The organism is Promicromonospora sp. NPDC023987 (assembly GCF_040639055.1).
Taxonomy (GTDB): Bacteria; Actinomycetota; Actinomycetes; order Actinomycetales; family Cellulomonadaceae; genus Promicromonospora.
Genome location: NZ_JBEZZF010000035.1, coordinates 24,696 through 45,289, shown reverse-complemented (window position 1 = coordinate 45,289; position 20,594 = coordinate 24,696). Strand labels below are relative to the sequence as shown.

Sequence of the window (20,594 nt, the reverse complement as noted above, 5' to 3'; positions counted from 1 at the left end):
GACCCCACCCAGCACGAGCGAGGTAGCTGATGTCCCTGATCACCCACTGGATCCACGGCAAACCGGTCGAGCCCTCCGGCGAGCGCACCCAGCCCGTCTTCAACCCCGCGACGGGCGCCGAGATCGCGCGCCTCGGGCTCGGAACGGCCGCCGACGTCGACCGTGCGGTCGCCTCGGCCGCCGAGGCCTTCGAGACCTGGTCGCGGTACTCGCTCGGCAAGCGCGCCGCGGTGCTGTTCCGGTTCCGCGAGCTGCTCGCCGCGCACACCGACGAGCTGGCGCGGCTGGTCAGCCGGGAGCACGGCAAGGTCGTGTCCGACGCCGCGGGCGAGGTGGGCCGCGGCCTGGAGGTCGTGGAGTTCGCGTGCGGGCTGCCGCACCTCCTCAAGGGGGAGTACTCGGACCAGGCCGCGACCGGCGTCGACGTCTTCTCGTTCCGGGAACCGCTCGGGGTGGTCGCGGGCATCACGCCGTTCAACTTCCCCGTCATGGTGCCGCTGTGGATGAGCCCCATGGCGATCGCCACGGGCAACGCGTTCGTGCTCAAGCCGTCCGAGCGCGACCCGTCGGCCTCGCTGTTCCTGGCCGACCTGTGGCAGCGGGCCGGGCTGCCCGACGGCGTGTTCAACGTCGTCCAGGGCGACAAGGAGGTGGTGGACGCGATCCTGCACCACGACGAGGTCGCTGCCGTCTCGTTCGTCGGCTCGACCCCGATCGCCAGGTACGTCCACGCGACGGCGTCGGCGCAGGGCAAGCGCGTCCAGGCGCTCGGCGGCGCGAAGAACCACGGCGTCGTGCTGGCCGACGCCGACCTAGACGACGCGGTGAACCACCTGACCGCCGCGGCCTTCGGCGCGGCGGGCGAACGGTGCATGGCGATCTCGGTGGCTGTCGTCGAGGACTCGGTGGCCGACGCGCTCGTCGAGAAGCTCGCGGCGAAGGCCCGCGCGGTCAGGGTCACGGCCGGCGACCAGCCCGGGGCCGACATGGGTCCCGTCATCACGGCCGCTGCGAAGGAGCGCATCGAGGGCCTCATCGGCTCCGCCGAGCGCGACGGCGCCGAGCTCGTGGTCGACGGCCGTGGGCCCAGCGTGCCGGGCTACGAGAGTGGCTTCTTCGTCGGCCCGACGGTCATCGATCACGTCGCCCCCGAGCACGAGGTCTACCGCGAGGAGGTCTTCGGGCCGGTGATCGACGTCGTGCGCGTGTCCGGCCTGGCCGGGGCGATCGACGTGATCAACGCGAATCCCTACGGCAACGGCACCGCCGTGTTCACGAGCTCGGGCGAGGCCGCCCGTACCTTCCAGCGTGGCGTGAAGGTCGGCATGATCGGGGTCAACGTGCCTGTCCCGGTCCCGGTCGCCTGGCACTCGTTCGGCGGGTGGAAGGACTCCCTGTTCGGCGAGAGCCACGTCTACGGCCCCGAGGGCATCGCGTTCTACACGCGCGGCAAGGTCGTCACACAGCGGTGGCCGCACCGCGAGCAGCGTGGCGACGCCTCGTTCCACTTCTCCGGCGACTCGCAGAAGTAGGGTTTGACCGGTAGTCAATATGTCTTGACATAGGCTCCGGCAGCGGTAGCGTGGGCCACGCAGATCCTTCACAACGACGTGACACAAGGAGTCCAGCTCGTGAACAGATCACCCCTCGTCCGTGCGCTCGCCCTCGGCGGCGTGCTGGCGCTGTTCCTCACCGCCTGCTCGGAGGGTGGGCGGCAGCAGGAGGACGACGCCGCTCCCGCTGCCGCCGCCGAGAAGACCATGACCGCGGTGATGGTCACCCACGCCGCGCCGGGGGACACGTTCTGGGACATCGCCCGCCGGGGCGCGGAGGCCGCGGCCGAACGGTACGGCGTCGACCTGCAGTACTCGGGGGACCCGGACGCCGCACGGCAGAGCCAGCTCGCCCAGCAGGCGATCGACCAGGGGACGGACGGGCTGGCACTGACCTTCTCCAAGGGTGAGGCGCTCCAGGGCGTCACGCAGAACGCCGTCGACGCCGACATCCCCGTCGTCGGCTTCAACGGCGGCATGGAGGACGCGCTCGACTACGGCGCGTTCACGTTCATCGGCCAGGACGACGGGCTCGCCGGCGAGGCGCTCGGCGACCTGCTCACCGAGCAGGACTTCACGCACCCGATCTGCGTGATCCACGAGCAGGGCAACGTCGGTCTGGAGGCGCGCTGCGCCGGGGTGAAGGAGAAGGTCCCCGACACCGAGGTGCTGTACGTGCAGGGCACCGACATGACGCAGGTGCGCTCGACGGTCACCGCCAAGCTCCAGTCCACGGCCGACGCCGACGTCATCATCGGCCTCGGTGCGCCCTTCACGCTCACCATCGTCGACGCGGTGGCGGAGACCGGGTCCGAGGCGAAGGTCGCCTCGTTCGACCTGAACGCCGAACTCGCCCAGGCGGTGGCCGACGGCGAGGTGCTCGCCACCGTCGACCAGCAGCCCTACCTGCAGGGGTACATCGCCATCGAGTCGCTGTGGCTGCAGAACAACGGCGGCTTCGTGCTCGGCGGCGGCCAGCCGGTCTTCACCGGCCCGGCGATCATCGACAAGGACAACGCGGCCGACGTCCTCACGGGTGCCAAGGACGGCATCCGCTGATGGTCGCGGACACCAGCCCGTCGCGGGAGGCGGCGTCGCCACCGCCCGCCGACGAGCGCCTCGCGCGTCGCTCGGTGGTCGCGAGGCTGCTCGCGCGGCCCGAGATGGGCGCCGTCGTCGGTGCCGTCGCCGTCTTCGCGTTCTTCGCCACCGTCGCCCCGGTCTTCACGCAGCTCTCGTCGGTCGCGACGGTGCTGTACGGGGCGTCGACCATCGGCATCATGGCGGTCGGCGTCTCGCTGCTCATGATCGGCGGCGAGTTCGACCTGTCCACCGGCGTCGCCGTCGTGTTCTCGGCACTGACCGCCGCCCAGTTCTCCTGGTTCTTCGGCACCAACGTGTGGGTGGGCGTCGGTGTGGCCCTCGTCGTGTCGCTCGGGCTCGGGTTCCTCAACGGCTACCTGCTGATCGTGACCAGGCTGCCCTCCTTCATCGTCACGCTCGCGACCTTCCTGATGATCACCGGGGTCAACCTCGGCGTGACGCGGCTCGTGGCCGGCGGGGTGTCGAGCCCGTCGATCGCGGCGATGGACGGGTTCGAGTCCGCGCGCTCGCTGTTCGCCGCCAAGATCAGCTTCCTCGGCGTGCGCTGGGACGTGACGGTCCTGTTCTGGCTGGCCCTCGTCGTGATCGCCACCCACCTGCTGGTCCGCACGCGCGTCGGCAACTGGATCTTCGCCGCGGGCGGGGACGACCTGGCGGCCTCCGCGGTGGGCGTCCCCGTCGTGCGCACCAAGATCGGCCTGTTCATGGGCGTCGGGCTGTGCGCGTGGCTGCTCGGCATGCACAACCTGTTCGCGTTCGGCACCGTGCAGTCCGGCGAGGGCGTGGGCAACGAGTTCCTCTACATCATCGCCGCGGTGATCGGCGGGTGCCTGCTGACCGGCGGCTACGGCTCGGCGGTCGGCGGCGCCCTCGGCGCGCTCATCTTCGGCATGGTCAACAAGGGCATCGTCTACGCGCAGTGGAACCCCGACTGGTTCAAGTTCTTCCTCGGACTCATGCTGCTCGTGGCCACCATCGTCAACCTCGTCGTCAAGAAGCGGGCGGAGCAGCGATGAGCACCACGACAGGCGACTCCCTCGTCCGGATGCGCGGGGTAGGCAAGCGGTACGGCAACATCCTCGCCCTCAAGGACGTCGACCTCGACGTCGAGGCGGGCAGCGTCACGTGCGTGCTCGGCGACAACGGCGCGGGCAAGTCCACGCTGATCAAGATCATCGCCGGCCGCCACCAGCACTCCGACGGCGTGCTGGAGATCCACGGCGAGGAGCGGACGCTCGCCTCGCCGCGCGAGGCCCTCGACCTCGGCATCGCCGCCGTCTACCAGGATCTCGCGGTGGTGCCGCTCATGCCCGTGTGGCGCAACTTCTTCCTCGGCTCCGAGCTGACCAGGGGGAGAGGCCCGGCCCGCATCCTCGACGTCAAGCAGATGCAGCGGATCGCCAAGCAGGAGCTGCTCGACATGGGCATCGACCTGCGGGACGTGAACCAGCCGATCCACCAGCTCTCGGGCGGCGAGCGGCAGTGCGTCGCGATCGCACGCGCCGTCCACTTCGGCGCCCGCGTGCTCATCCTCGACGAACCCACCGCCGCGCTCGGCGTCAAGCAGTCGGGCGTCGTGCTGCGCTACGTGCTGCGGGCGCGCGACCGGGGGCTCGGCGTCGTCTTCATCACCCACAACCCGCACCACGCCTACCCCGTCGGCGACCGGTTCCTGCTGCTCAAGCGGGGCCGCCCCCTCGGGTACCACGAGAAGAAGGACGTGACGCTCGACGAGCTGACGTCGCAGATGGCCGGCGGCGCCGAGCTCGAGGAGCTGGCGCACGAGCTGGAGCAGGCGGGCGGCGACGGCTCGCTCATCGCCGACGTCCGGGCCGCCGAGGCATGACCCGAGACATGACCCCAGGAGGAACCATGCGCATCGCGCTCATCGGCGCCGGACGGATCGGCGCCGTCCACGCCCGTTCGATCGCCGCGTCCCCCGACGCCGAGCTCGTGCTCGTCGCCGACCCGGTGGACGGCGCCGCGGCGCGCCTCGCCTCGCTCCACGGAGCGGCGGCCACCACCGACGTCGGCGACGTGCTCGCCGACGACACGGTGGACGCGGTGGTCATCGCGTCCCCGACCGCCCACCACGTCGAGCAGATCCTCGCGAGCGTCGAGGCGGGCAAGGCGGTCCTCGCCGAGAAGCCGGTGGACCTGGACCTGGCGCGCGCCGACCGGTGCCTGGCCCAGGTCGGCGACCGCGCGGACCGGGTGATGCTGGGATTCAACCGCCGGTTCGACGCCGGCTTCGCGGAGATCCACCGCCGTGCGGGTGCCGGCGAGATCGGGGCCGTCGAACAGCTCACGATCATCAGCCGCGACCCGGCGCCGCCGCCCGTCGGCTACCTCGCGGGCTCGGGCGGGATCTTCCGCGACATGACCATCCACGACCTCGACATGGTGCGGTTCTTCCTCGGTGACATCGTCGCCGTCCAGGCGGTACCCCAGCGCCTGGACCCGGCCTTCGCGGAGATCGACGACTACGACGCCGCCGTCGTCACCCTCACCGCCGCCTCCGGCGCCGTGGCGACGATCGTCAACAGCCGGCACTGCGCCGCCGGTTACGACCAGCGGCTCGAGGCGTTCGGGCCGCGCGGCGCGCTGCGGGCCGAGAACCACACGGCGACATCGGTGGTGCTGGACGCCGCGGGCACCTCGGGCGCCCGCGACCCCTACCTCGACTTCTTCCTCGAACGATATGCCGACGCGTACACGAGCGAGCTGGCCGCCTTCGTAGCCGCAGTGCGCGAGGGCGCCGCGCCGTCCCCGTCGCTGCTCGACGGACGCCAGGCCCTGGCGCTCGCCGACGCCGCCACCGAGTCCGCCCGCACGGGCCGCGGCGTGGCCCCCGCGCCAGTCCCGTCCCCGGCGTCGGCGGCAGCCGTCTGAGCCCTGCCGGACCCCTACCCACCCCGGACGAGAGAGAGCGACATGACCGAGACATCCTCCGGCGTGCCCACCAGCAAGGCGCGCAACACCGACCCCCGGTTCAGCAGGCTCACCGTCGGCGTCTGCCCTGACCAGTGGGGCGTGTGGTTCCCCGACGACGAGAAGCAGATTCCCTGGGAGAGGGCGCTGGCCGAGATGGCCGAGGCCGGCTTCGAGTACATGGAGACGGGCCCGTACGGCTACTTCCCCACGGACCCGGCGCGCCTGCGCAAGGTGATGGACGACAACGGCTTCACCGTCGTCGCCGGTACCGGCTGGGGTGTGCTGCACAAGGCCGAGGCCTGGGCGGAGACCGAGAAGACCTTCCGGGCCATCGCGGAGACCCACGCGGCGGTCGGCGCGGAGTACATAGTCCACCTGCCCCCGCTGTTCCGCGACGACAAGACCTGGGAGTGGACCGACGACCGCGTGCTCACGCCGGACGCCTGGCAGCTCTACACCGAGAACGCCAACCGGCTCGGCCAGATCCTCAAGGACGAGTACGGGCTGAAGATGGTGCTCCACCCGCACGGGGACAGCCACATCGAGACGCCGGAGGACATCGCGCGGGTCTTCGACGCGACCGACCCCGCCTACGTCAACCTGTGCCTCGACACCGGCCACATCGTCTACGGCGGCGGAGACCCGCTGGAGATGGTGCGCACCTACCCCGACCGCATCTCCTACGTACACATCAAGGCGTTCGACGTCGGGCTGACCGAGCAGGCACACCAGGAGGACTGGCCCTTCGGCGAGGCCGTCGCGCGCGGTGCGTCGGTCCGGCCCCCGGCCGGTGCTCCCGACATGAAGGAGCTCGTCGCCGCGCTGGCCGGCCTGGACAAGGACCTGAACGTCATCTGCGAGCAGGACCTGTACCCGTGCGACCCGCGGCTGCCCCTGCCCAACGCAGTCATGACCCGCCAGTACCTGGCGTCCTGCGGCCTGGGGCTGCTCTGAACCGCCGGATCGGCGTCGGTCTGATCTCGGCCGGCTGGATGGGCGCCGTCCACTCGCACGCCTACCGGGCGCTGGGGGAGAGGTACCCGGAGCTCGACGTCGAGGTCGTCCCCGTCATCGTGGCCGACACCTCCGCCCCGAACGCCGACGCAGCACGACGCCGCTTCGGCTACCGGCAGTCGACCGCCGACTACCGCGACGTCCTCGCCCACCCCGAGGTCGACGTCGTGTCCATCTGCAGCCCCAACTACCTGCACCGCGAGCATGCGCTCGCAGCCGCGGCGGCCGGTAAGCCGTTCTGGGTCGAGAAGCCCATGGGTACCTCCGTCGGGCAGTCCCAGGACATCGCCGACGCCGCGCGGGATGCCGGGCTGGTCACCGCCGTCGGGTTCAACTACCGGCACGCCCCGGCGGTCGAGCATCTACGGTCGCTGGTCCGCTCGGGGCGGCTCGGCCGGGTCATGAATGTTCGTGTGGTGCTCGACGCCGACTACTCGTCGTCGCCGTCCGGGCCGCGGACCTGGCGTTTTGTGCGCGAGACGGCGGGGTCCGGCGTGCTGGGCGACCTGCTCAGCCACGGGTTCGACCTGGCGCAGTACGTGGTCGCCCCGGTGCGGGAGGTGACGGCGCTCACCGAGACGTTTATCGCTGAGCGTCCGGCGCCGGCGGGTGGCGGCGTCGGGCACCAGGCCCATGGTGATCTCGACGGGGAGCTGTTGCCCGTGGAGAACGAGGACTACGCGGCGGTGTTCGCACGCCTCGTCGGCGGTGCCGTGGCCACCTTCGAGTCGTCCCGTGTGGCGGTCGGGCCGCGGTGCGGGTACGGCATAGAGGTGTTCGGGAGCCAGGGCACCGCCCGATGGGACTTCGAGCGGATGAACGAGCTCGAGGTCTGCCTCGGTCCGGGCGAGGCCGGGTATGGCTTCACGCGGGTGCTCACCGACGGGCAGCACGGGGAGTTCGGCAGGTTCAACCCCGGCGGAGGTATGGGGGTGAGCTTCGAGGACCTCAAGGTCGTCGAGGGCGCGCAGTTCATCACCTCGGTGCTCACGGGCGAACAGCTGGCGCCGTCAGTGGCCGACGGGCTCCAGGCGGCTCGCGTGGCGGCCGCCGCGGAGGCCTCGGCGGCCGACGGTCGATGGCACGCCGTCCAGGTCGGGTAACGACTGGCGTCTCCGCCGCACCTACCGGATATGATGAGGGCGCGTCGGCCACGGATCCTGCCTGGAGAACCCCCAGGGTGATCATGCTTCCGTGCCGTTTCGCGGGCTGTGGCGCAGCTTGGTAGCGCATCTGCTTTGGGAGCAGAGGGTCGCTGGTTCGAATCCAGTCAGCCCGACACGTGTGATGTCGCAGGACATCGGAATGGCCTGAACCTACGAATCGTAGGTTCAGGCCATTCGTCATTTCGACAGCAGGCGCGGTCGCGTTCGGTGTGGTGTGCGGTCGGCGGGAGCGGGCCTCGAAGGCGGCGTTGCCCTCGGCTGCGTAGCGGGCCATGAGCCGGGAGACCCAGCCCTGAGAGACGCCGTAGCGGCGGGCGGGTCTTCGGCGCGGAACTCGAGCGGTTCACTGATCCGGTACGTGCCGTCGGCGAGTTCGACCGTGATGTCGCCCTTCGCCTTGCGAGTCTCCTGCCGCACGACCTCTTGGACCCGTTCGAGCGAGCACGGGTGCTGGTCCTGGCACTGCCCGATGTCCCTGCCATCAGGAGCGGCGTAGAAGGTCTGATCCTTGTCGTCCGGCGCTGCCTGCGCGCTCACCGGCATGAGGCTCAGCACGACCGCGGCGGTGGCGATTGCGGCGAACGTTGCAGTTCGCCCCTTCTGTCTCCCGCTTCCGTGCTTCGTTACGTCTGACTGCAGTGTCATGGCTCGAATCACCTTCGTGTAGGCGGCGGGCGTCATTGCCCATAACGCCTAACAGGAGAGCATACGTATCATGTTTGCGCAAGAGTACGTATGATGTTCCCCAACCATCGTTCGACGTCACGTCGGTGCTTGATGCCGTGCCGCACTCCGAGACGGGCACCCGGCGTCGGGATCTCCGGGCGGCGGCGCAGTCGAGTCCCGGACGGTGAGGCTCGTCGCGAGCTGGACGTGGCGTGACGCGGGTTCGACGCCGTCCGCCATCGTGAGCACGGTTTCGACGGCCATCCGGCCCATCCCCGCCAGCGGCTGGTGCACCGAGGTGAGCTCGGGTGTCGTCCAGGCGGCCTGGGGTGTGTCGTCGAAGCCGACCACGCTGAGCTGTTCAGGCACCGCGACCCGCAGCTCGCGTGCCGCGGCGAGCACGCCGACGGCGATCTCGTCGTCGCCGGCGACGATCGCCGTCGGCCGCTCGGACAGCGCGAGCAGGTCGCGGCCGTGCACCAGACCCGTCGCGATCGAGAACGTGTCGCTGCGCACAAGCGACCGGTCGAGGCTGAGCCCGGCGGAGTCCAGCGCGGCCTGGCAGCCGTGCAGGCGCTCGCGCGCCGCAGCGGACGCGGGCGGGCCGCCGATCCAGCCGATCCGGCGATGGCCGAGCTCCAGGACGTGTTCCGTCGCGGTGCGCCCGCCGGCCCAGTTGGCCGAGCCGACGCTGGGGGTGCTCGACATCGACCTCGACCTACCGCCGTGGGCGGTCCTGTCGATCACCCAGTCGCCCAACTAACCCATCCCCACGCCACCCACCCCGCCGAAGTAGAACGTGGGCTGGTTCTGCTTCGACAGGGTGGCGTGCGGGTTCGCTTCATGGAGCCCGCACCGGTGTGAACGCGCACGGTCACCGTCCCATCCACCCACCGTCGACAGCGAGCACCTGCCCGTGCACGTACCCGGCGGCGGCCGAGGCGAGAAACACCACGACGTTCCCTATGTCCGCCGGTGTGCCCCATCGTCCGGCGGGGATCCGGGCCGAGAGCTGCTCGAGCCGCACCGGGTCGGTGAGCAGGGCCTCGTTCATCTCGGTAGTCATGTAGCCCGGTGCCACCGCGTTGACGCGCACTCCTTGCCCGGCCCATTCGTTGGCCAGGGCCTTGGTCAGCTGCGCCACCGCACCCTTCGACGCGGCGTAGGCGGCGACGTTCAGGCCACCCTGGAAGCTGAGCAGCGAGGCTAGGTTGATGATCGCGCCGTCCCCACGCTCCAGCATCGGGCGCCCGAACCGCTGCGCGAGCTGGAACACCGCGCGCAAGTTGACGTCGAGCACCCGGTCGAACGCGTCGAGCGGGAACTCAGCTGCGGGAAACCGGTCCTGCACACCGGCGTTGTTGACCAGCACGTCGACCTGGTGGCGGGCCAGCACGTCGTCGGCCGCCTCGTCGACGGCCTCGCGGTCAGCCAGGTCGACGGACACCAGCTCGATCGTGCGTCCCAGGGCGTCGGCCGTCTCCGTCAGATCCTGCGGCAGGTCGCGGCGGGCCAGCACGACGACATTCGCTCCTGCCTCCAGCAGCGCGGCGGTGATGCCGGCACCGAGGCCGCGTCCGCCGCCTGTCACGACGGCGGTCCTCCCGGCCATCGAGAACGGCGCCGCGCCGCTCACTGTGCACCGCCCGAACGCACCAGCACCTTGAGGTTGTCCTGTCCTGCCGCCGCGGACTCGAACGCCGCGGCCACATCCTCCAGCGCGAACTCGGCGACGGGGAGCCGCTCGAGCCCGAGGTCTCCGGACGCGACCAGGCGCACCGCCTGTGCGACGTCCTCGTGGGTGTACACGCGCACTCCCACGAGTGTCTGCTCCTTGAAGCAGATCGCCTGCAGGTCGACGGGGGCGGGCTGCTTGTGCACGCCCACGATCACGATGCTGCCCAGCACGCGGGACACGCCGGGCAGCTGAGCCGCCACCGCAGGGTGCCCCGCGGTGTCGAACGTGACGTCGGCGCCCTCGCCGGCAGTCAGTGAGGCGAGGTAGGCGGCGGCGTCCACGCCGTCCGGCACCACGTCAAGGCCCAGCCTGGCGATCACCTCCCGCCGCCAGGTGCGCGGCTCGCTGACGACCACGCGCCCGGCGCCGGCGTGCGTCGCGACGAGCGCGGTCAGCCCCCCGATCGGGCCGCCGCCGAGCACCGCGACGGTGTCACCCGCCCGCAGGCCCGAGCGGGCGACGGCGTGCACCGCCACGGCCAACGGCTCGACCAGCGCGGCCAGCCGCGCCGGCACACCCGCCGGGACGACGTGCAGTGCCGAGGCCGGCAGCGCCACGTACCCGGCCAGGGAGCCGGGTGCATCGATGCCGTACAGCTTGAGGTCGCGGCACACGTGCGTGCTGCCCGAGCGGCACGCCAAGCAGTGCCCGCAGGAGAGGAGGGGCTCGGCCACCACCCGGTCACCCACGGCGAGTTCCGTGGTCCCGCCGTCGGCGACCACGCCCACGGTCTCGTGCCCCGGCACGATCCCTGCCTGCGCGCGCGGGTGGGTGCCGTGCAGGATCGACAGGTCTGTGCCGCAGATGCCCGTGTACTCGACCTCGACCAGCGCCCACCCGGCTGGCACCTCCGGTAGGGGGACCTGCTCAACCGTGATCGAGTTCGGTCCCTGCCACACTGCGGCCTGCATCGACGTCGTCATCGCGCCTCCTCCGTCACCACGTTCCGGGGCACCCGCCCGGCGATCGCCTCCACCGCGTTCTCGACGGTGCGGCGCTTGAGCTCGGTGTAGGACTCCTCCGTGTACCAGGCCAGGTGGGGCGTGAGCGTCACGTTCTCGAGCCGGGTCAGCGGATGCCCCACCGGTACGGGCTCCTCCTCATGGACGTCGATCCCGGCCGCCCGCAGGCGGCCCTCGCCCAGTGCGGCGACGAGGGCGTCGGTGTCGACGACGCCCCCACGGCTGGTATTGACCAGGACCGCAGTGGGCTTCATCAGAGCCAGCTCCCGGCGCCCGACCAGGTGGTGGGTCGCCGCCGTCAACGGGGTGTGCAGCGATACGACGTCGGCCCGGCGCAGCACCTCGTCGAGGGGTGCCACGGGCACACCGTGCAGCTCGCCGTCGGCGTCGGGCGCGAGCACGTCGAACCCGAGCACCTCGTACCCCAGCCCGCGTGCCTTGAGCGCCGTCGCGTGCCCGATGCGACCCACACCGACGACGCCGAAGACCGATCCGCGGACCTGGCCCACCGGCCGCACCGCCTGAAGGTCGAACCGCCCCGCCCGGACACCGCGGTCCAGCCGGGCGACGCCCCGCGATGCGGTCAGCGCCAGCGTGATCGCGTGGTCAGAGACGGCTTCCGTGCCGTAGTCGGGCACGTTGCACACCGTCACGCCCCGCGCGGCGGCCGCGGCGACATCGACCGAGTCGACTCCCACCCCGTACCGGGAGACCACCTGGAGCCCAGGCAGGGCATCCAGCACCGCAGCGCTGATCTCGGCGTACTGCACCACCAGGCCGGCGGCGCCGGCAGCCGCGGTGACGAGCTCCTCCGTCGTGCGCGCCTGCGCCAGCCGCAGCTCCACCCCGGCCTGCCGTGCGACGGCGATCTCCGCGTCGAAGGTGTCGTGGTCGCACTCGGTGATCAGCACCACCGGCGCGCCCGGTGCCCCTGGCACGAGCACCTCCACTCCTGTCGGCGTCTGCGGCCGCGCGCTCGTGCGCGACACGGAGCCGGCGCGAGAGATGGGGTGATCCGCGTGCTCGACGCGGGGATGTTCAGTTCTGGGCACTGGTGCCTCCTGGGCGGTCGGGTGGCGCAGCGGTGCGCTACATCCGAAGGGTAACGGCACTTGGAGGAAACGTCACATGTATGATCTACTGCAACGAGGCGCCGCCAGTGCGGTGCTGAGTGTTTCTCCGAGGAAGAAGGAACAGAGCCATGACTACACCGCACACTCGCGAGCGGTTGACGAGGATCCCCACGAGGTCGGTCGCGCTGGTCACGGTGCTCGGCGCATCGATGCTCGCGCTGGCGGCCTGCACGCCGGGTGCTTCGACGGCCGAAGAGCCGGACTCGCAGTACGGGTTCCCGATCGTCGAGCAGAAGGCCGACGCTCCCATCACCGTCTGGGTCGACGCCTCGCGGCAGCCGGCTGCGGACGCTTTCAAGGCGGCCTATCCCGAGATCCCGATCACGGTGGAGACGTACGACGGCGGGGCTGACGGCTCGGGCTCGTTCCAGACCAAGGTCCAGGCCTTCAACCAGGCCGGGAGTGGTTGGCCCGACGTCGTGTTCTCGACGCAGAACAACGACGCGGCCTGGGCCAGCCAGGGAGACGAGCCCTTTGCCGCGCCGCTCGACAAGGGCTACTTCGAGCAGTCGTTCCTCGACGGGTTCACCGAGGGAGCCCTCACGCCGCTCACCGTGGACGACACGGTCTACGGCCTGCGCAACGACCTCGCACCGACCGTGACGTGGTACGACCAGAGCCTTATGGACGAGTTCGGCTACACGGTTCCCACGACGTGGGAGGAGTACCAAGAGCTGGGTGAGAGGGTCGCGGCCGAGCACCCCGGGTACATCATCGGTGGTGTTGGTGACGCGTTCGCCGAGGAGATCTACTTCTGGGGCGCCAAGGCTCCGGTGAACACCGTGGTGGACGCCAACACCCTCAGCTCCGACACGTCCGACCCGTACGCGCAGGACATGGCGGCGATCATCGACGACCTGCTCGATGCGGGCGTCCTCGCGCAGGAGAATGTCTTCAGCCCGGAGTTCGTGCAGAAGTACACCGGCAAGGTCCTGATGCTTCCCGGACCCGTCTGGTACTCGGGCGCGCTCTTCAGCAACCCGGACTCTCTCAACGCCAAGCCGGGCACGATCGCCGCGGGGCTGCCTCTCGCGTGGGAGGGTGAAGACGCGGTTGCCGGCAACGTCGGCGGCGGGACGTGGTTCATCTCGCAGCACTCCGCGAACCTGGAGGCCGCCAAGACGTTCCTCGAGTTCGTCACGAGCGACGAGCGCTACCAGGTGGACCTGGCGGCCGGGCTGCCGGCGTACGAGGCTGCGGCCGACAAGTGGCTCGCCAAGCAGGACGAGGCCGGCTTCTTCACCGGCGACTTCGCGGAGAACGTCTCGACCGCGTCGTCCCAGATCTGGGACGGCTGGGGTTACCCGCGATTCAGCCAGGAGGCGGTCTGGGCCAAGACGGTCACGCCGAAGCTGGCCGCCGGGGAGAGCCTCGTCGACCTCCTGCCGGAGTGGGAGACTGCCATCGAGAACCAGGCCCAGGTGAACGGGTACGCGATCAAGTGACCACGTCATCAGCCCAGCAATCGCTGACCGACGCTGCCGCCGGCTCCCCTCGCGGGGGGCGGCGACAGCGCCCGACGAGCAAGCGGAGGACCGTCACCGGACGGTGGTCGCGGGTCAGCTACGTCTTCGTCTCCGGCTACACCCTGCTCGCTCTCGCGTTCGGAGTGCTGCCCACGCTGTACGCCGTGTTCCTCGCGTTCCTGGACGGTGACGGGCGGTTCGCCGGCATCGCGAACTTCACGCGGGTGGTGGGCGACTTCAGGTTCTGGCCCGCGGTCCTTCACGTGGGCGCTTTTCTGCTGGTCTGGCTGGTCGCCCTGCTGGTGCTCGTCACGGTCCTGGCGCTGCTGGTCCACGGCATCGGGCGGCGCTGGCTGAGCTCGAGCATCCGTTTCGTCTACTACATCCCGGGGGCGCTGGCCGGAGCGTCGTCGGTGGTGCTGTGGTTGTTCGTGCTCAACCCCTCCGTGAGCCCGGTAGCGGCCGTGCTGCGCGCCTTCGGGTTCGAGACGTTCGTCCAGACGGTCTCGCCGGCCAACCTGCCGGTCGTTTTCGCCATCATCGCGTTCTGGACGGGGGCCGGTGGCTGGATCGTCGTCATGTACGGCGCGCTCAACAGCATCCCGCACGAGGTGCTGGAGGCCGCACGCATGGATGGGGCAGGTGTGGTACGCACCGCATTGCACATCCAGCTGCCGATGCTGCGCAAGTGGATCTCCTACATGGCCGTCATGTCTCTGGCCACTGGTGCGCAGCTTTTCGTCGAGCCGCGGGTGCTCTCCCAGGCCAGCCACGCGGTAGTGCCTTCGGACTGGTCGCTGAATCAGCTCGCCTACCTGTACGCATTCAAACAGCAAGATCTCAACGGCTCGTCAGCCATCGCCGTCATCCTGCTCGTGGTGTCGCTCGGCTTGAGCACGTTCTTCGTCATCCGAGGAGGCCTCTTTGAGCGCGATTAGCAAGAGCACGCGACCCCGCCACGATCTCAGTCCGAGGGACTGGCTCGGACGCGCGTTCGCCGTCGTCGTCACGGTCTTCTTCGTTCTCTTCTTCGTCGTGCCCATGGTGTGGCTGCTGATCGCCTCCGGGAAGTCGCCGTACGACCTGATCACCACGGGGCCGTTCACACCGGGAACCCTCGGGGACCTTGCCGCCAACTGGAACGCGCTGGTCCACTTTCAGGACGGCATCATCCTGCGCTGGCTCGGGAACTCCGCGTACTACTCGCTGTCCGCCCTCGTGATCACCTTGGTGACCACGATCCCGGCCGGCTACGCCCTCGCCCTCGGCGACTTCCGTGGACGGAAGGTGCTCCTGACGACGACCCTGGTCGTGATGCTGATCCCGAACACCGCGCTGGTGCTCCCGGTCTTCCTCGAGCTCTCCGCCGTCAGCCTGATCGGGACTCCTCTCGCCGCGATCCTGCCGTTCTCGTTCTATCCGTTCGGGGTGTACCTGACGTACATCTACTTTTCCACGAGCGTCCCGCGCGACCTGCTCGACGCCGCGCGGATCGACGGCTGCGGGGAGGTCGCCGTGTTTCGCAGGATCGCGATGCCGCTGGCACTTCCGGTGATAGCGCTGGTGGGGTTCTTCAGCTTCGTGGCCAACTGGAACAACTTCTTCCTACCGTTCCTGACCGTGCCCGGACCGGCGGCACCCATACAGGTGGGCCTCACCGAGATGCTCAGCAACGTGCCGGCCTTCAACCCGACGTCTGTCGGGGTGACCACGATCGAGCTGCCGACGCTAGCGGTGGCGACCCTGGTCTCGGTCACCCCGGTGCTGCTGATCTTCCTGTTCTCCCAGCGGTTCCTCGTCGCAGGCCTGACGGCCGGCGGGACAAAGGAGTAGACGTGCAACGCTTCGCATTCGTGGTGGACATGGTGCCCGAGCGGCGAGAGGAGTACCTGCGGCTGCACGCCGCGGTCTGGCCGCAGGTGGAAGCGGCCCTGTCCGCCCACCACATCACCAACTACTCGATCTTCCAGATCGAGGACACCCTGTTCGGCTACTACGAGTACACGGGCGACGACCACGGGGCCGACATCGCACAGGTGGACGCCGACCCGGTGATGAAGGAGTGGCTCGCCCGCACCGACCCGTGCCAGGTGCCCTTCGGGCGCGACGCACGGCCCGGCGACAGGTGGCGGCGGCTCGAGGAGGTCTGGCACCTCGCATGAGGCAGACCCTGGACGCCCACCTGCACGTGTGGGAGCGTGCGAAGCACCCGCAGCCCTGGATCGACCCCGAGACGATGGCAGGCATCGACAAGGACTTCCCCCCGGCGTCGGCGGTGGACGAGCTGGGCCGCAACGGTGTCGGTGGCTGCATCGTGGTCCAAGCCGTCAACGAGATCGAGGAGACGGCCGACCTCCTTGCCGACGCCCGTGAGCTGGACGCCGTGGCCGGCGTGGTCGGCTGGGTCGACCTCACCGGTGACGTGCCCGCGCAGGTCGCGACGCTGCGGGCGGGGCCAGGGGGCGACAAGCTCGTCGGGATCCGGCACGTCACGTTCGTCGAGGACGACGACCGCTGGCTCTCACGCGACGACGTCGGGCGCGGACTCGACGCCCTGGGGGAGCTCGGGCTCACGTTCGACGTCCTGGTGGGACACCATCAGCTGGCCCAGGCTGCGGACGTCGCGCGAGATCATCCCCGGACGGCGTTCGTCCTGGACCACCTGGGGAAGGTGCCGCTGCGGAGCACGGAGCTCATCGACTGGGCCCGGGACCTCGCCCTGCTCGCTGCCCGACCGAACGTCGTCGCCAAGCTCTCGGGACTGGTGACGGAGGACGAACCAGGCCGATGGACCGCCGCACGACTGCGCCCGGTCATCGACCACGCGCTGCGTACGTTCGGCCCCGGCCGTCTGCTGTTCGGCTCGGACTGGCCGCTCGCGGAGCTCGAAGGGGGCTACGAGCCGTGGCTGCAGGCCTACCTCGCGCTCACCGACCGCCTCTCGGCGACCGACAAGGCGGCCATTGACGGGCAGAACACCGCCCGGGTCTACGGGCTCTCGCGATGACCGCCCTGCCATCACGCCCGATTGGGGCCACGGGGCTGCGGCTGACCGAGCTCGGGTTCGGGGCCGCGACGCTCGGCAACCTCGGCCGCGCCATGACGGACGAGGACGCGACGGCGACGGTCGACCGCGCGTGGGAACGGGGCATCCGATACTTCGACACGGCGCCGCACTACGGTCTCGGGCTGTCGGAACGCCGGCTGGGAGCCGCGTTGCAGGGTCGCCCCCGTGCGGAGTTCATCGTCTCGACCAAAGTGGGGCGGCGGCTCGAGCCGAATCCCCGCCCGACCGCCTTCGACGACGACGGCTTCGTCGTCCCCGGCGACGTGCACCGCGTGTGGGACTTCAGCCGCGACGGCGTGCGGCGGTCGATCGACGCCTCGCTGGAGCGTCTCGGGCTGGACCACGTCGACATCGCCTACGCCCACGACCCGGACCAGCACGCGCCGGAGTCGGGCCACCAGGCACTCGAGGCCCTCGCCGGTCTGCGCGCGGAGGGAGTCGTGCGCGCGATCGGCGTGGGGACCAACGTTCCGCACAAGGTGCCGGGACTGTTCACGCCCGGGCTCGCCGACGTCGTGATGGTGGCAGGACGGTACACGCTCCTCGAGCAGGGCGGGCTGCAGTCGGCGCTCGAGCCCGCTCGGGCCGGGGGCGCCGCCGTGGTCGTCGCCGGCGTGTTCAACTCGGGTCTGCTCAGCAGAGCCTGGCCCCCCGACGACGCCAGGTACGAGTACGGGCCGGCGCCGGCAGACATGCTCGCGCGCGCGCGGCGGCTCGCCGAGGTGTGCGAACGGCACGGGACGACGTTGCCCGCCGCCGCCGTCGAGCTGCCGCTGCTGCACCCCGCCGTCGCGGCGGTGGCGCTCGGTGCGCGCGACGCCGCACAGCTCGACGCGAACCTCGACAGGCACGACAAGGGTGTGCCGGCCGAGCTCTGGTCGGAGCTGATGGAGTCGGGCCTGCTGGATCCCGGAGCTGTAGTACTTCGCTGATGAGGCGTTGAGGAAGGCGCCTGGCAGGTGCCCGGGTGCTCGCCGCCATGTCCCCGTGCCCGCACCCTGACCGGCCGGGGCGTCACCGTATGCAGCCACGACGGCCGGACTCACTATTGTTGTAACGTCATACGTATGGTTGGATCCAAAGACTGATGTTCACTCATGAGGAGCGACAGATGACAACGACGTCACGACCAACTTCCCGGGCTGGGCGGTCCCGCAGCACAGCGCGAACGCTGTCCGCGCTCGCCGCAGCCGCAGCCCTCGGCGCGACAGCCCTGGCCCCCGTGGCGATCGCGGCGCCCCAGCCCACCGATCGGATCGTCTACGTGGTCCCGGACGACGAGGCGCGGGGGGCGGCGTGCATCCAGCAGCGTCCGTGTTCCATCGAGCGCGCCCAGGAGCTCGTCCGGCGTGAGGCGGCGCAGGGGCAGAGGGACATCACGGTCGAGCTCGCGGGCGGGACCTACCGGCTCGACGCCCCGGTGGAGCTGCGGGCCGCGGACGGCGGGCGAAACGGTCACACGGTGACCTGGGCCGCCGCGCCCGGCGAGCAACCGGTGCTCTCGGGTGCAACGGAGGTCGATGGCTGGTCGGTCCACGACGAGGAATCCGGCGTGTATGTCGCCGAGGTACCGGCCGGGATCGATTCCCGCCAGCTGTACGTCGAGGGGGTCGTCGCCCCCCGGGCCGCGCTGTCACTGGAGAACTCCGACGTCGAGGTCACGCCCGAGGGCCTGAGGATCATCAATCCGGAGCTCGCGTACCTCGGCGACCTCCTGGACGCCGAACGGATGGAGTTCGAGTCCCTCGGCGACTTCACGAACCGCTACTCGCCGGTGGCGGGCGTCGACGGCGACCTCATCACGATGGACCAGCCCGCCTGGGACAACAACACCTGGGGCTGGGACACCTTCCAGAACTCGTTCCTCGCCGCTCCGACGTACTTCCTGCAGAACTCCCTGGCCTTCGTCGACGAGGTCGGCGAGTGGTACCTCGACCCCGGGGCCGGACGCCTCTTCTACAAGCCTGGGGAGGGGGTCGACCCCGATGAGCTGGACATCGAGCTGCCGCGGCTGGAGACACTGGTGAGCATCGGGGGAACCTATGACGTACCCGTCACCGGGCTCGAGCTCCGCGGCCTCGAGCTGACCGGCACCTCATGGCTCGGGCCGTCCACGTACGGGTACGCGAACCAGCAGAACGGAACCTTTATCGCCGAGGACTACGAGTTCCGACCCGACGACGCCTTCGCCAGCTGCTCTCGCGGCTGTGAGGCTTTCGAGCGCGCCCGGTTCGACGCCTGGTACCAGGAGCCAGCCGCGGTCCAGGTCTCCGCCGCCTCGCACGTGTCCCTCGTCGAGAACCGCTTCGTCAATCTTGGCTCGACGGCACTGGGCATCGGCAACGACGACAACGCCCACCTGACGGGTGTCGGTCTTGGCGCCAGCGACATCACCGTGGCCGGTAACGTCTTCAACGAGATCGCAGGTCATGGCATCGCCGTCGGCGGCGTGCGCGCCGACGCCCACCACCCGGGCGACCCGGCCATGACCAACCGCGACATCGTCCTCGAGAACAACACGGTCAACCGTGTCGCCGTCGACTACAAGGACAACTCGGGCATCCTCAGCACTTACGTGACGAACATCGACATCATCCATAACGAGGTTGCGAACGTCGCTTACAACGGCATCGACACAGGCTACGGCTGGGGCGCCAACGACCCCGGCGGATCCGACGAGTACGAGCGTCGCGGCTACTACAACTGGCACCCGCGCTACGACACCCCGACGACGCTGCGAGACAACACCATCTCGGGCAACCTCATCCGCAACACCAAGGCGCGCTTCGCGGACGGAGGCAACCTGTACAACCTGTCGGCGAGCCCGGGAACCGTGGTCTCCGAGAACTACCTGACGAGGGTCTCGGGCGTGGGCCTGTACCTCGACGAAGGAACCCGCTACACAACGTACGAGCGCAACGTCCTCGACGGCACGAGTCCCTGGGTCTTCACCAACGCGTACAGCGACGGGAACGGCACGAACGACAACCTGCTGCGCAACAACTGGTTGAACTCCGGTGGCGCGCAGATCCCGAACGCCGAGGCGCGCAACAACCGTCTCGTGGACAACATCCGAGTGGACGGAACGAACTGGCCCGCGGAGGCCCGTGCGGTCATCTGCGCGGCCGGGGTGGCTCCGGAGTACCGGACCGCGCTCAATGCGAACCTCTTCGGCCTTGATGGATGCACCGTCGACGCCCCGGTGCGCGACGGGCTCCTCGTGACCGCGGAGCAGGTCGCCCGGTCATACACCGGGCAGCTGGGCGACAGCTTGGGCGTAGCGGCGGCCGGCGCCGACGTGTGGGGAGGCGGCGACCAGCGGGACGATGAGTACGCCAGCGTCTACCGCCCCGCCGCCCTGACCGACGGCGCGAGCGTCACGGCGCGCGTCGACTCCCTCAACGACACCGACGTGTGGGCCAAGAGCGGCGTGATGGTCCGCGACGATCTCACTGCGAGCGGGGAGTCCACCGGGTACGCCGTGCTCGCCGTCGCCGGGCGCAATGGCGTGGTCATGCAGTGGGACGGTAACGGGGACGGCTACCTCGAGCAGGCGCAGGCAACAGCGGAGGTCGACACCTTCCGCCCGGTATGGGTGCGTTTGTCTCGTTCCGGCGACCAGCTGTCGGGTTCGTACTCCTACGATGGCGTGAACTTCGTCCCGGTCGGGGCGCCGATCACGCTGCCAGCAGCGGCGCCGCAGGACGCGGGCGTCTTTTCCACCTCGCACGATCGCGGCAGGGCGGCGGTGAACGTCTTCAGCGACCTCAGCGTCGGCTGAAAAAGAGCCG

The 20,594-nt window shown here is 70.0% G+C and carries 18 protein-coding genes and 1 tRNA gene; 15 read left to right on the top strand and 4 right to left on the bottom strand.

The annotated features are described in order from the left end of the window. Positions 1–29: 29 nt before the first annotated feature. The 8 genes from AB0F40_RS16370 to AB0F40_RS16335 all read left to right on the top strand — a co-directional run bounded on the left by AB0F40_RS16370 (position 30) and on the right by AB0F40_RS16335 (position 7,884). Positions 30–1,532, top strand: coding sequence for a CoA-acylating methylmalonate-semialdehyde dehydrogenase (locus AB0F40_RS16370; protein WP_357469464.1), 1,503 nt, complete (start codon positions 30–32; stop codon positions 1,530–1,532). 99 nt (positions 1,533–1,631) lie between these two features. Beyond that, a complete protein-coding gene (locus tag AB0F40_RS16365) occupies positions 1,632–2,612 on the top strand; it encodes a substrate-binding domain-containing protein (protein WP_357469461.1) in 981 nt (326 codons plus the stop codon). Further along, positions 2,612–3,673, top strand: a complete 1,062-nt coding sequence (locus AB0F40_RS16360; protein ID WP_357469458.1) for an ABC transporter permease — start codon at positions 2,612–2,614, stop codon at positions 3,671–3,673. Before AB0F40_RS16365 ends, AB0F40_RS16360 begins: the two co-directional genes overlap by 1 nt. Then, positions 3,670–4,503 carry an ATP-binding cassette domain-containing protein gene (locus tag AB0F40_RS16355; protein WP_357469455.1) on the top strand — a complete coding sequence of 278 codons (834 nt, stop codon included), beginning with the start codon at positions 3,670–3,672 and terminating at the stop codon, positions 4,501–4,503. Before AB0F40_RS16360 ends, AB0F40_RS16355 begins: the two co-directional genes overlap by 4 nt. A 26-nt stretch (positions 4,504–4,529) precedes the next feature. Beyond that, entirely contained in the window at positions 4,530–5,549 is a 1,020-nt protein-coding gene (gene iolG / locus AB0F40_RS16350) for an inositol 2-dehydrogenase (RefSeq protein ID WP_357469452.1), read from the top strand. Positions 5,550–5,591: 42 nt separating this feature from the next. Then, positions 5,592–6,545 (top strand): TIM barrel protein, encoded by a 954-nt coding sequence (locus AB0F40_RS16345; RefSeq protein ID WP_357469449.1) that lies wholly within the window; start codon positions 5,592–5,594, stop codon positions 6,543–6,545. After that, a complete protein-coding gene (locus tag AB0F40_RS16340; protein ID WP_357469500.1) occupies positions 6,524–7,708 on the top strand; it encodes a Gfo/Idh/MocA family oxidoreductase in 1,185 nt (394 codons plus the stop codon). Before AB0F40_RS16345 ends, AB0F40_RS16340 begins: the two co-directional genes overlap by 22 nt. 102 nt (positions 7,709–7,810) lie before the next feature. After that, positions 7,811–7,884: transfer RNA gene (locus AB0F40_RS16335), tRNA-Pro, on the top strand. 649 nt (positions 7,885–8,533) lie between these two features. On the opposite strand, the gene AB0F40_RS16330 is transcribed toward AB0F40_RS16335, so the two are convergent. The 4 genes from AB0F40_RS16330 to AB0F40_RS16315 form a co-directional block, all read right to left on the bottom strand. Continuing rightward, positions 8,534–9,145 carry a substrate-binding domain-containing protein gene (locus AB0F40_RS16330; RefSeq protein ID WP_357469446.1) on the bottom strand — a complete coding sequence of 204 codons (612 nt, stop codon included), beginning with the start codon at positions 9,143–9,145 and terminating at the stop codon, positions 8,534–8,536. Between the two features lie 166 nt (positions 9,146–9,311). After that, on the bottom strand, positions 9,312–10,049 hold the full coding sequence (locus tag AB0F40_RS16325; protein ID WP_357469497.1) for a glucose 1-dehydrogenase: 738 nt from the start codon (positions 10,047–10,049) through the stop codon (positions 9,312–9,314). Positions 10,050–10,069: 20 nt separating this feature from the next. Beyond that, positions 10,070–11,098: an alcohol dehydrogenase catalytic domain-containing protein gene (locus tag AB0F40_RS16320; protein ID WP_357469444.1), complete on the bottom strand. Its 1,029-nt coding sequence runs from the start codon at positions 11,096–11,098 to the stop codon at positions 10,070–10,072. Next, a complete protein-coding gene (locus AB0F40_RS16315) occupies positions 11,095–12,189 on the bottom strand; it encodes a C-terminal binding protein (protein ID WP_357469441.1) in 1,095 nt (364 codons plus the stop codon). The genes AB0F40_RS16320 and AB0F40_RS16315 overlap by 4 nt, the downstream gene beginning before the upstream one ends. A 149-nt stretch (positions 12,190–12,338) precedes the next feature. On the opposite strand from AB0F40_RS16315, the gene AB0F40_RS16310 reads away from it, so the two are divergent. From AB0F40_RS16310 to AB0F40_RS16280, 7 genes are all read left to right on the top strand, one after another. Then, positions 12,339–13,715, top strand: coding sequence for an ABC transporter substrate-binding protein (locus tag AB0F40_RS16310; protein WP_357469438.1), 1,377 nt, complete (start codon positions 12,339–12,341; stop codon positions 13,713–13,715). Between the two features lie 185 nt (positions 13,716–13,900). Next, positions 13,901–14,674 (top strand): sugar ABC transporter permease, encoded by a 774-nt coding sequence (locus tag AB0F40_RS16305; protein WP_357469435.1) that lies wholly within the window; start codon positions 13,901–13,903, stop codon positions 14,672–14,674. After that, the gene (locus AB0F40_RS16300; protein WP_357469433.1) at positions 14,661–15,569 is read left to right on the top strand and encodes a carbohydrate ABC transporter permease; all 909 of its coding nucleotides are present in this window, start codon (positions 14,661–14,663) and stop codon (positions 15,567–15,569) included. Before AB0F40_RS16305 ends, AB0F40_RS16300 begins: the two co-directional genes overlap by 14 nt. Positions 15,570–15,571: 2 nt before the next feature. Next, complete coding sequence (locus AB0F40_RS16295) at positions 15,572–15,898, top strand: L-rhamnose mutarotase (RefSeq protein ID WP_357469430.1); 327 nt, start codon at positions 15,572–15,574, stop codon at positions 15,896–15,898. After that, positions 15,895–16,743 carry an amidohydrolase family protein gene (locus AB0F40_RS16290; protein WP_357469427.1) on the top strand — a complete coding sequence of 283 codons (849 nt, stop codon included), beginning with the start codon at positions 15,895–15,897 and terminating at the stop codon, positions 16,741–16,743. Before AB0F40_RS16295 ends, AB0F40_RS16290 begins: the two co-directional genes overlap by 4 nt. After that, the gene (locus tag AB0F40_RS16285; RefSeq protein WP_357469425.1) at positions 16,740–17,735 is read left to right on the top strand and encodes an aldo/keto reductase; all 996 of its coding nucleotides are present in this window, start codon (positions 16,740–16,742) and stop codon (positions 17,733–17,735) included. Before AB0F40_RS16290 ends, AB0F40_RS16285 begins: the two co-directional genes overlap by 4 nt. Before the next feature lie 179 nt (positions 17,736–17,914). Beyond that, on the top strand, positions 17,915–20,584 hold the full coding sequence (locus tag AB0F40_RS16280; protein ID WP_357469423.1) for a right-handed parallel beta-helix repeat-containing protein: 2,670 nt from the start codon (positions 17,915–17,917) through the stop codon (positions 20,582–20,584). Positions 20,585–20,594 lie beyond the last annotated feature (10 nt).

Bases quoted from the DNA above. Each gene is read 5' to 3' on its own strand.
- AB0F40_RS16370 (WP_357469464.1), top strand. From the start codon at position 30: ATGTCCCTGATCACCCACTGGATCCACGGCAAACCGGTCGAGCCCTCC.
- AB0F40_RS16355 (WP_357469455.1), top strand. From the start codon at position 3,670: ATGAGCACCACGACAGGCGACTCCCTCGTCCGGATGCGCGGGGTAGGC.
- AB0F40_RS16310 (WP_357469438.1), top strand. From the start codon at position 12,339: ATGACTACACCGCACACTCGCGAGCGGTTGACGAGGATCCCCACGAGG.
- AB0F40_RS16290 (WP_357469427.1), top strand. From the start codon at position 15,895: ATGAGGCAGACCCTGGACGCCCACCTGCACGTGTGGGAGCGTGCGAAG.
- iolG (WP_357469452.1), top strand. From the start codon at position 4,530: ATGCGCATCGCGCTCATCGGCGCCGGACGGATCGGCGCCGTCCACGCC.
- AB0F40_RS16320 (WP_357469444.1), bottom strand. From the start codon at position 11,098: ATGACGACGTCGATGCAGGCCGCAGTGTGGCAGGGACCGAACTCGATC.
- AB0F40_RS16345 (WP_357469449.1), top strand. From the start codon at position 5,592: ATGACCGAGACATCCTCCGGCGTGCCCACCAGCAAGGCGCGCAACACC.
- AB0F40_RS16325 (WP_357469497.1), bottom strand. From the start codon at position 10,049: ATGGCCGGGAGGACCGCCGTCGTGACAGGCGGCGGACGCGGCCTCGGT.
- AB0F40_RS16330 (WP_357469446.1), bottom strand. From the start codon at position 9,145: ATGTCGAGCACCCCCAGCGTCGGCTCGGCCAACTGGGCCGGCGGGCGC.
- AB0F40_RS16285 (WP_357469425.1), top strand. From the start codon at position 16,740: ATGACCGCCCTGCCATCACGCCCGATTGGGGCCACGGGGCTGCGGCTG.
- AB0F40_RS16360 (WP_357469458.1), top strand. From the start codon at position 2,612: ATGGTCGCGGACACCAGCCCGTCGCGGGAGGCGGCGTCGCCACCGCCC.
- AB0F40_RS16280 (WP_357469423.1), top strand. From the start codon at position 17,915: ATGACAACGACGTCACGACCAACTTCCCGGGCTGGGCGGTCCCGCAGC.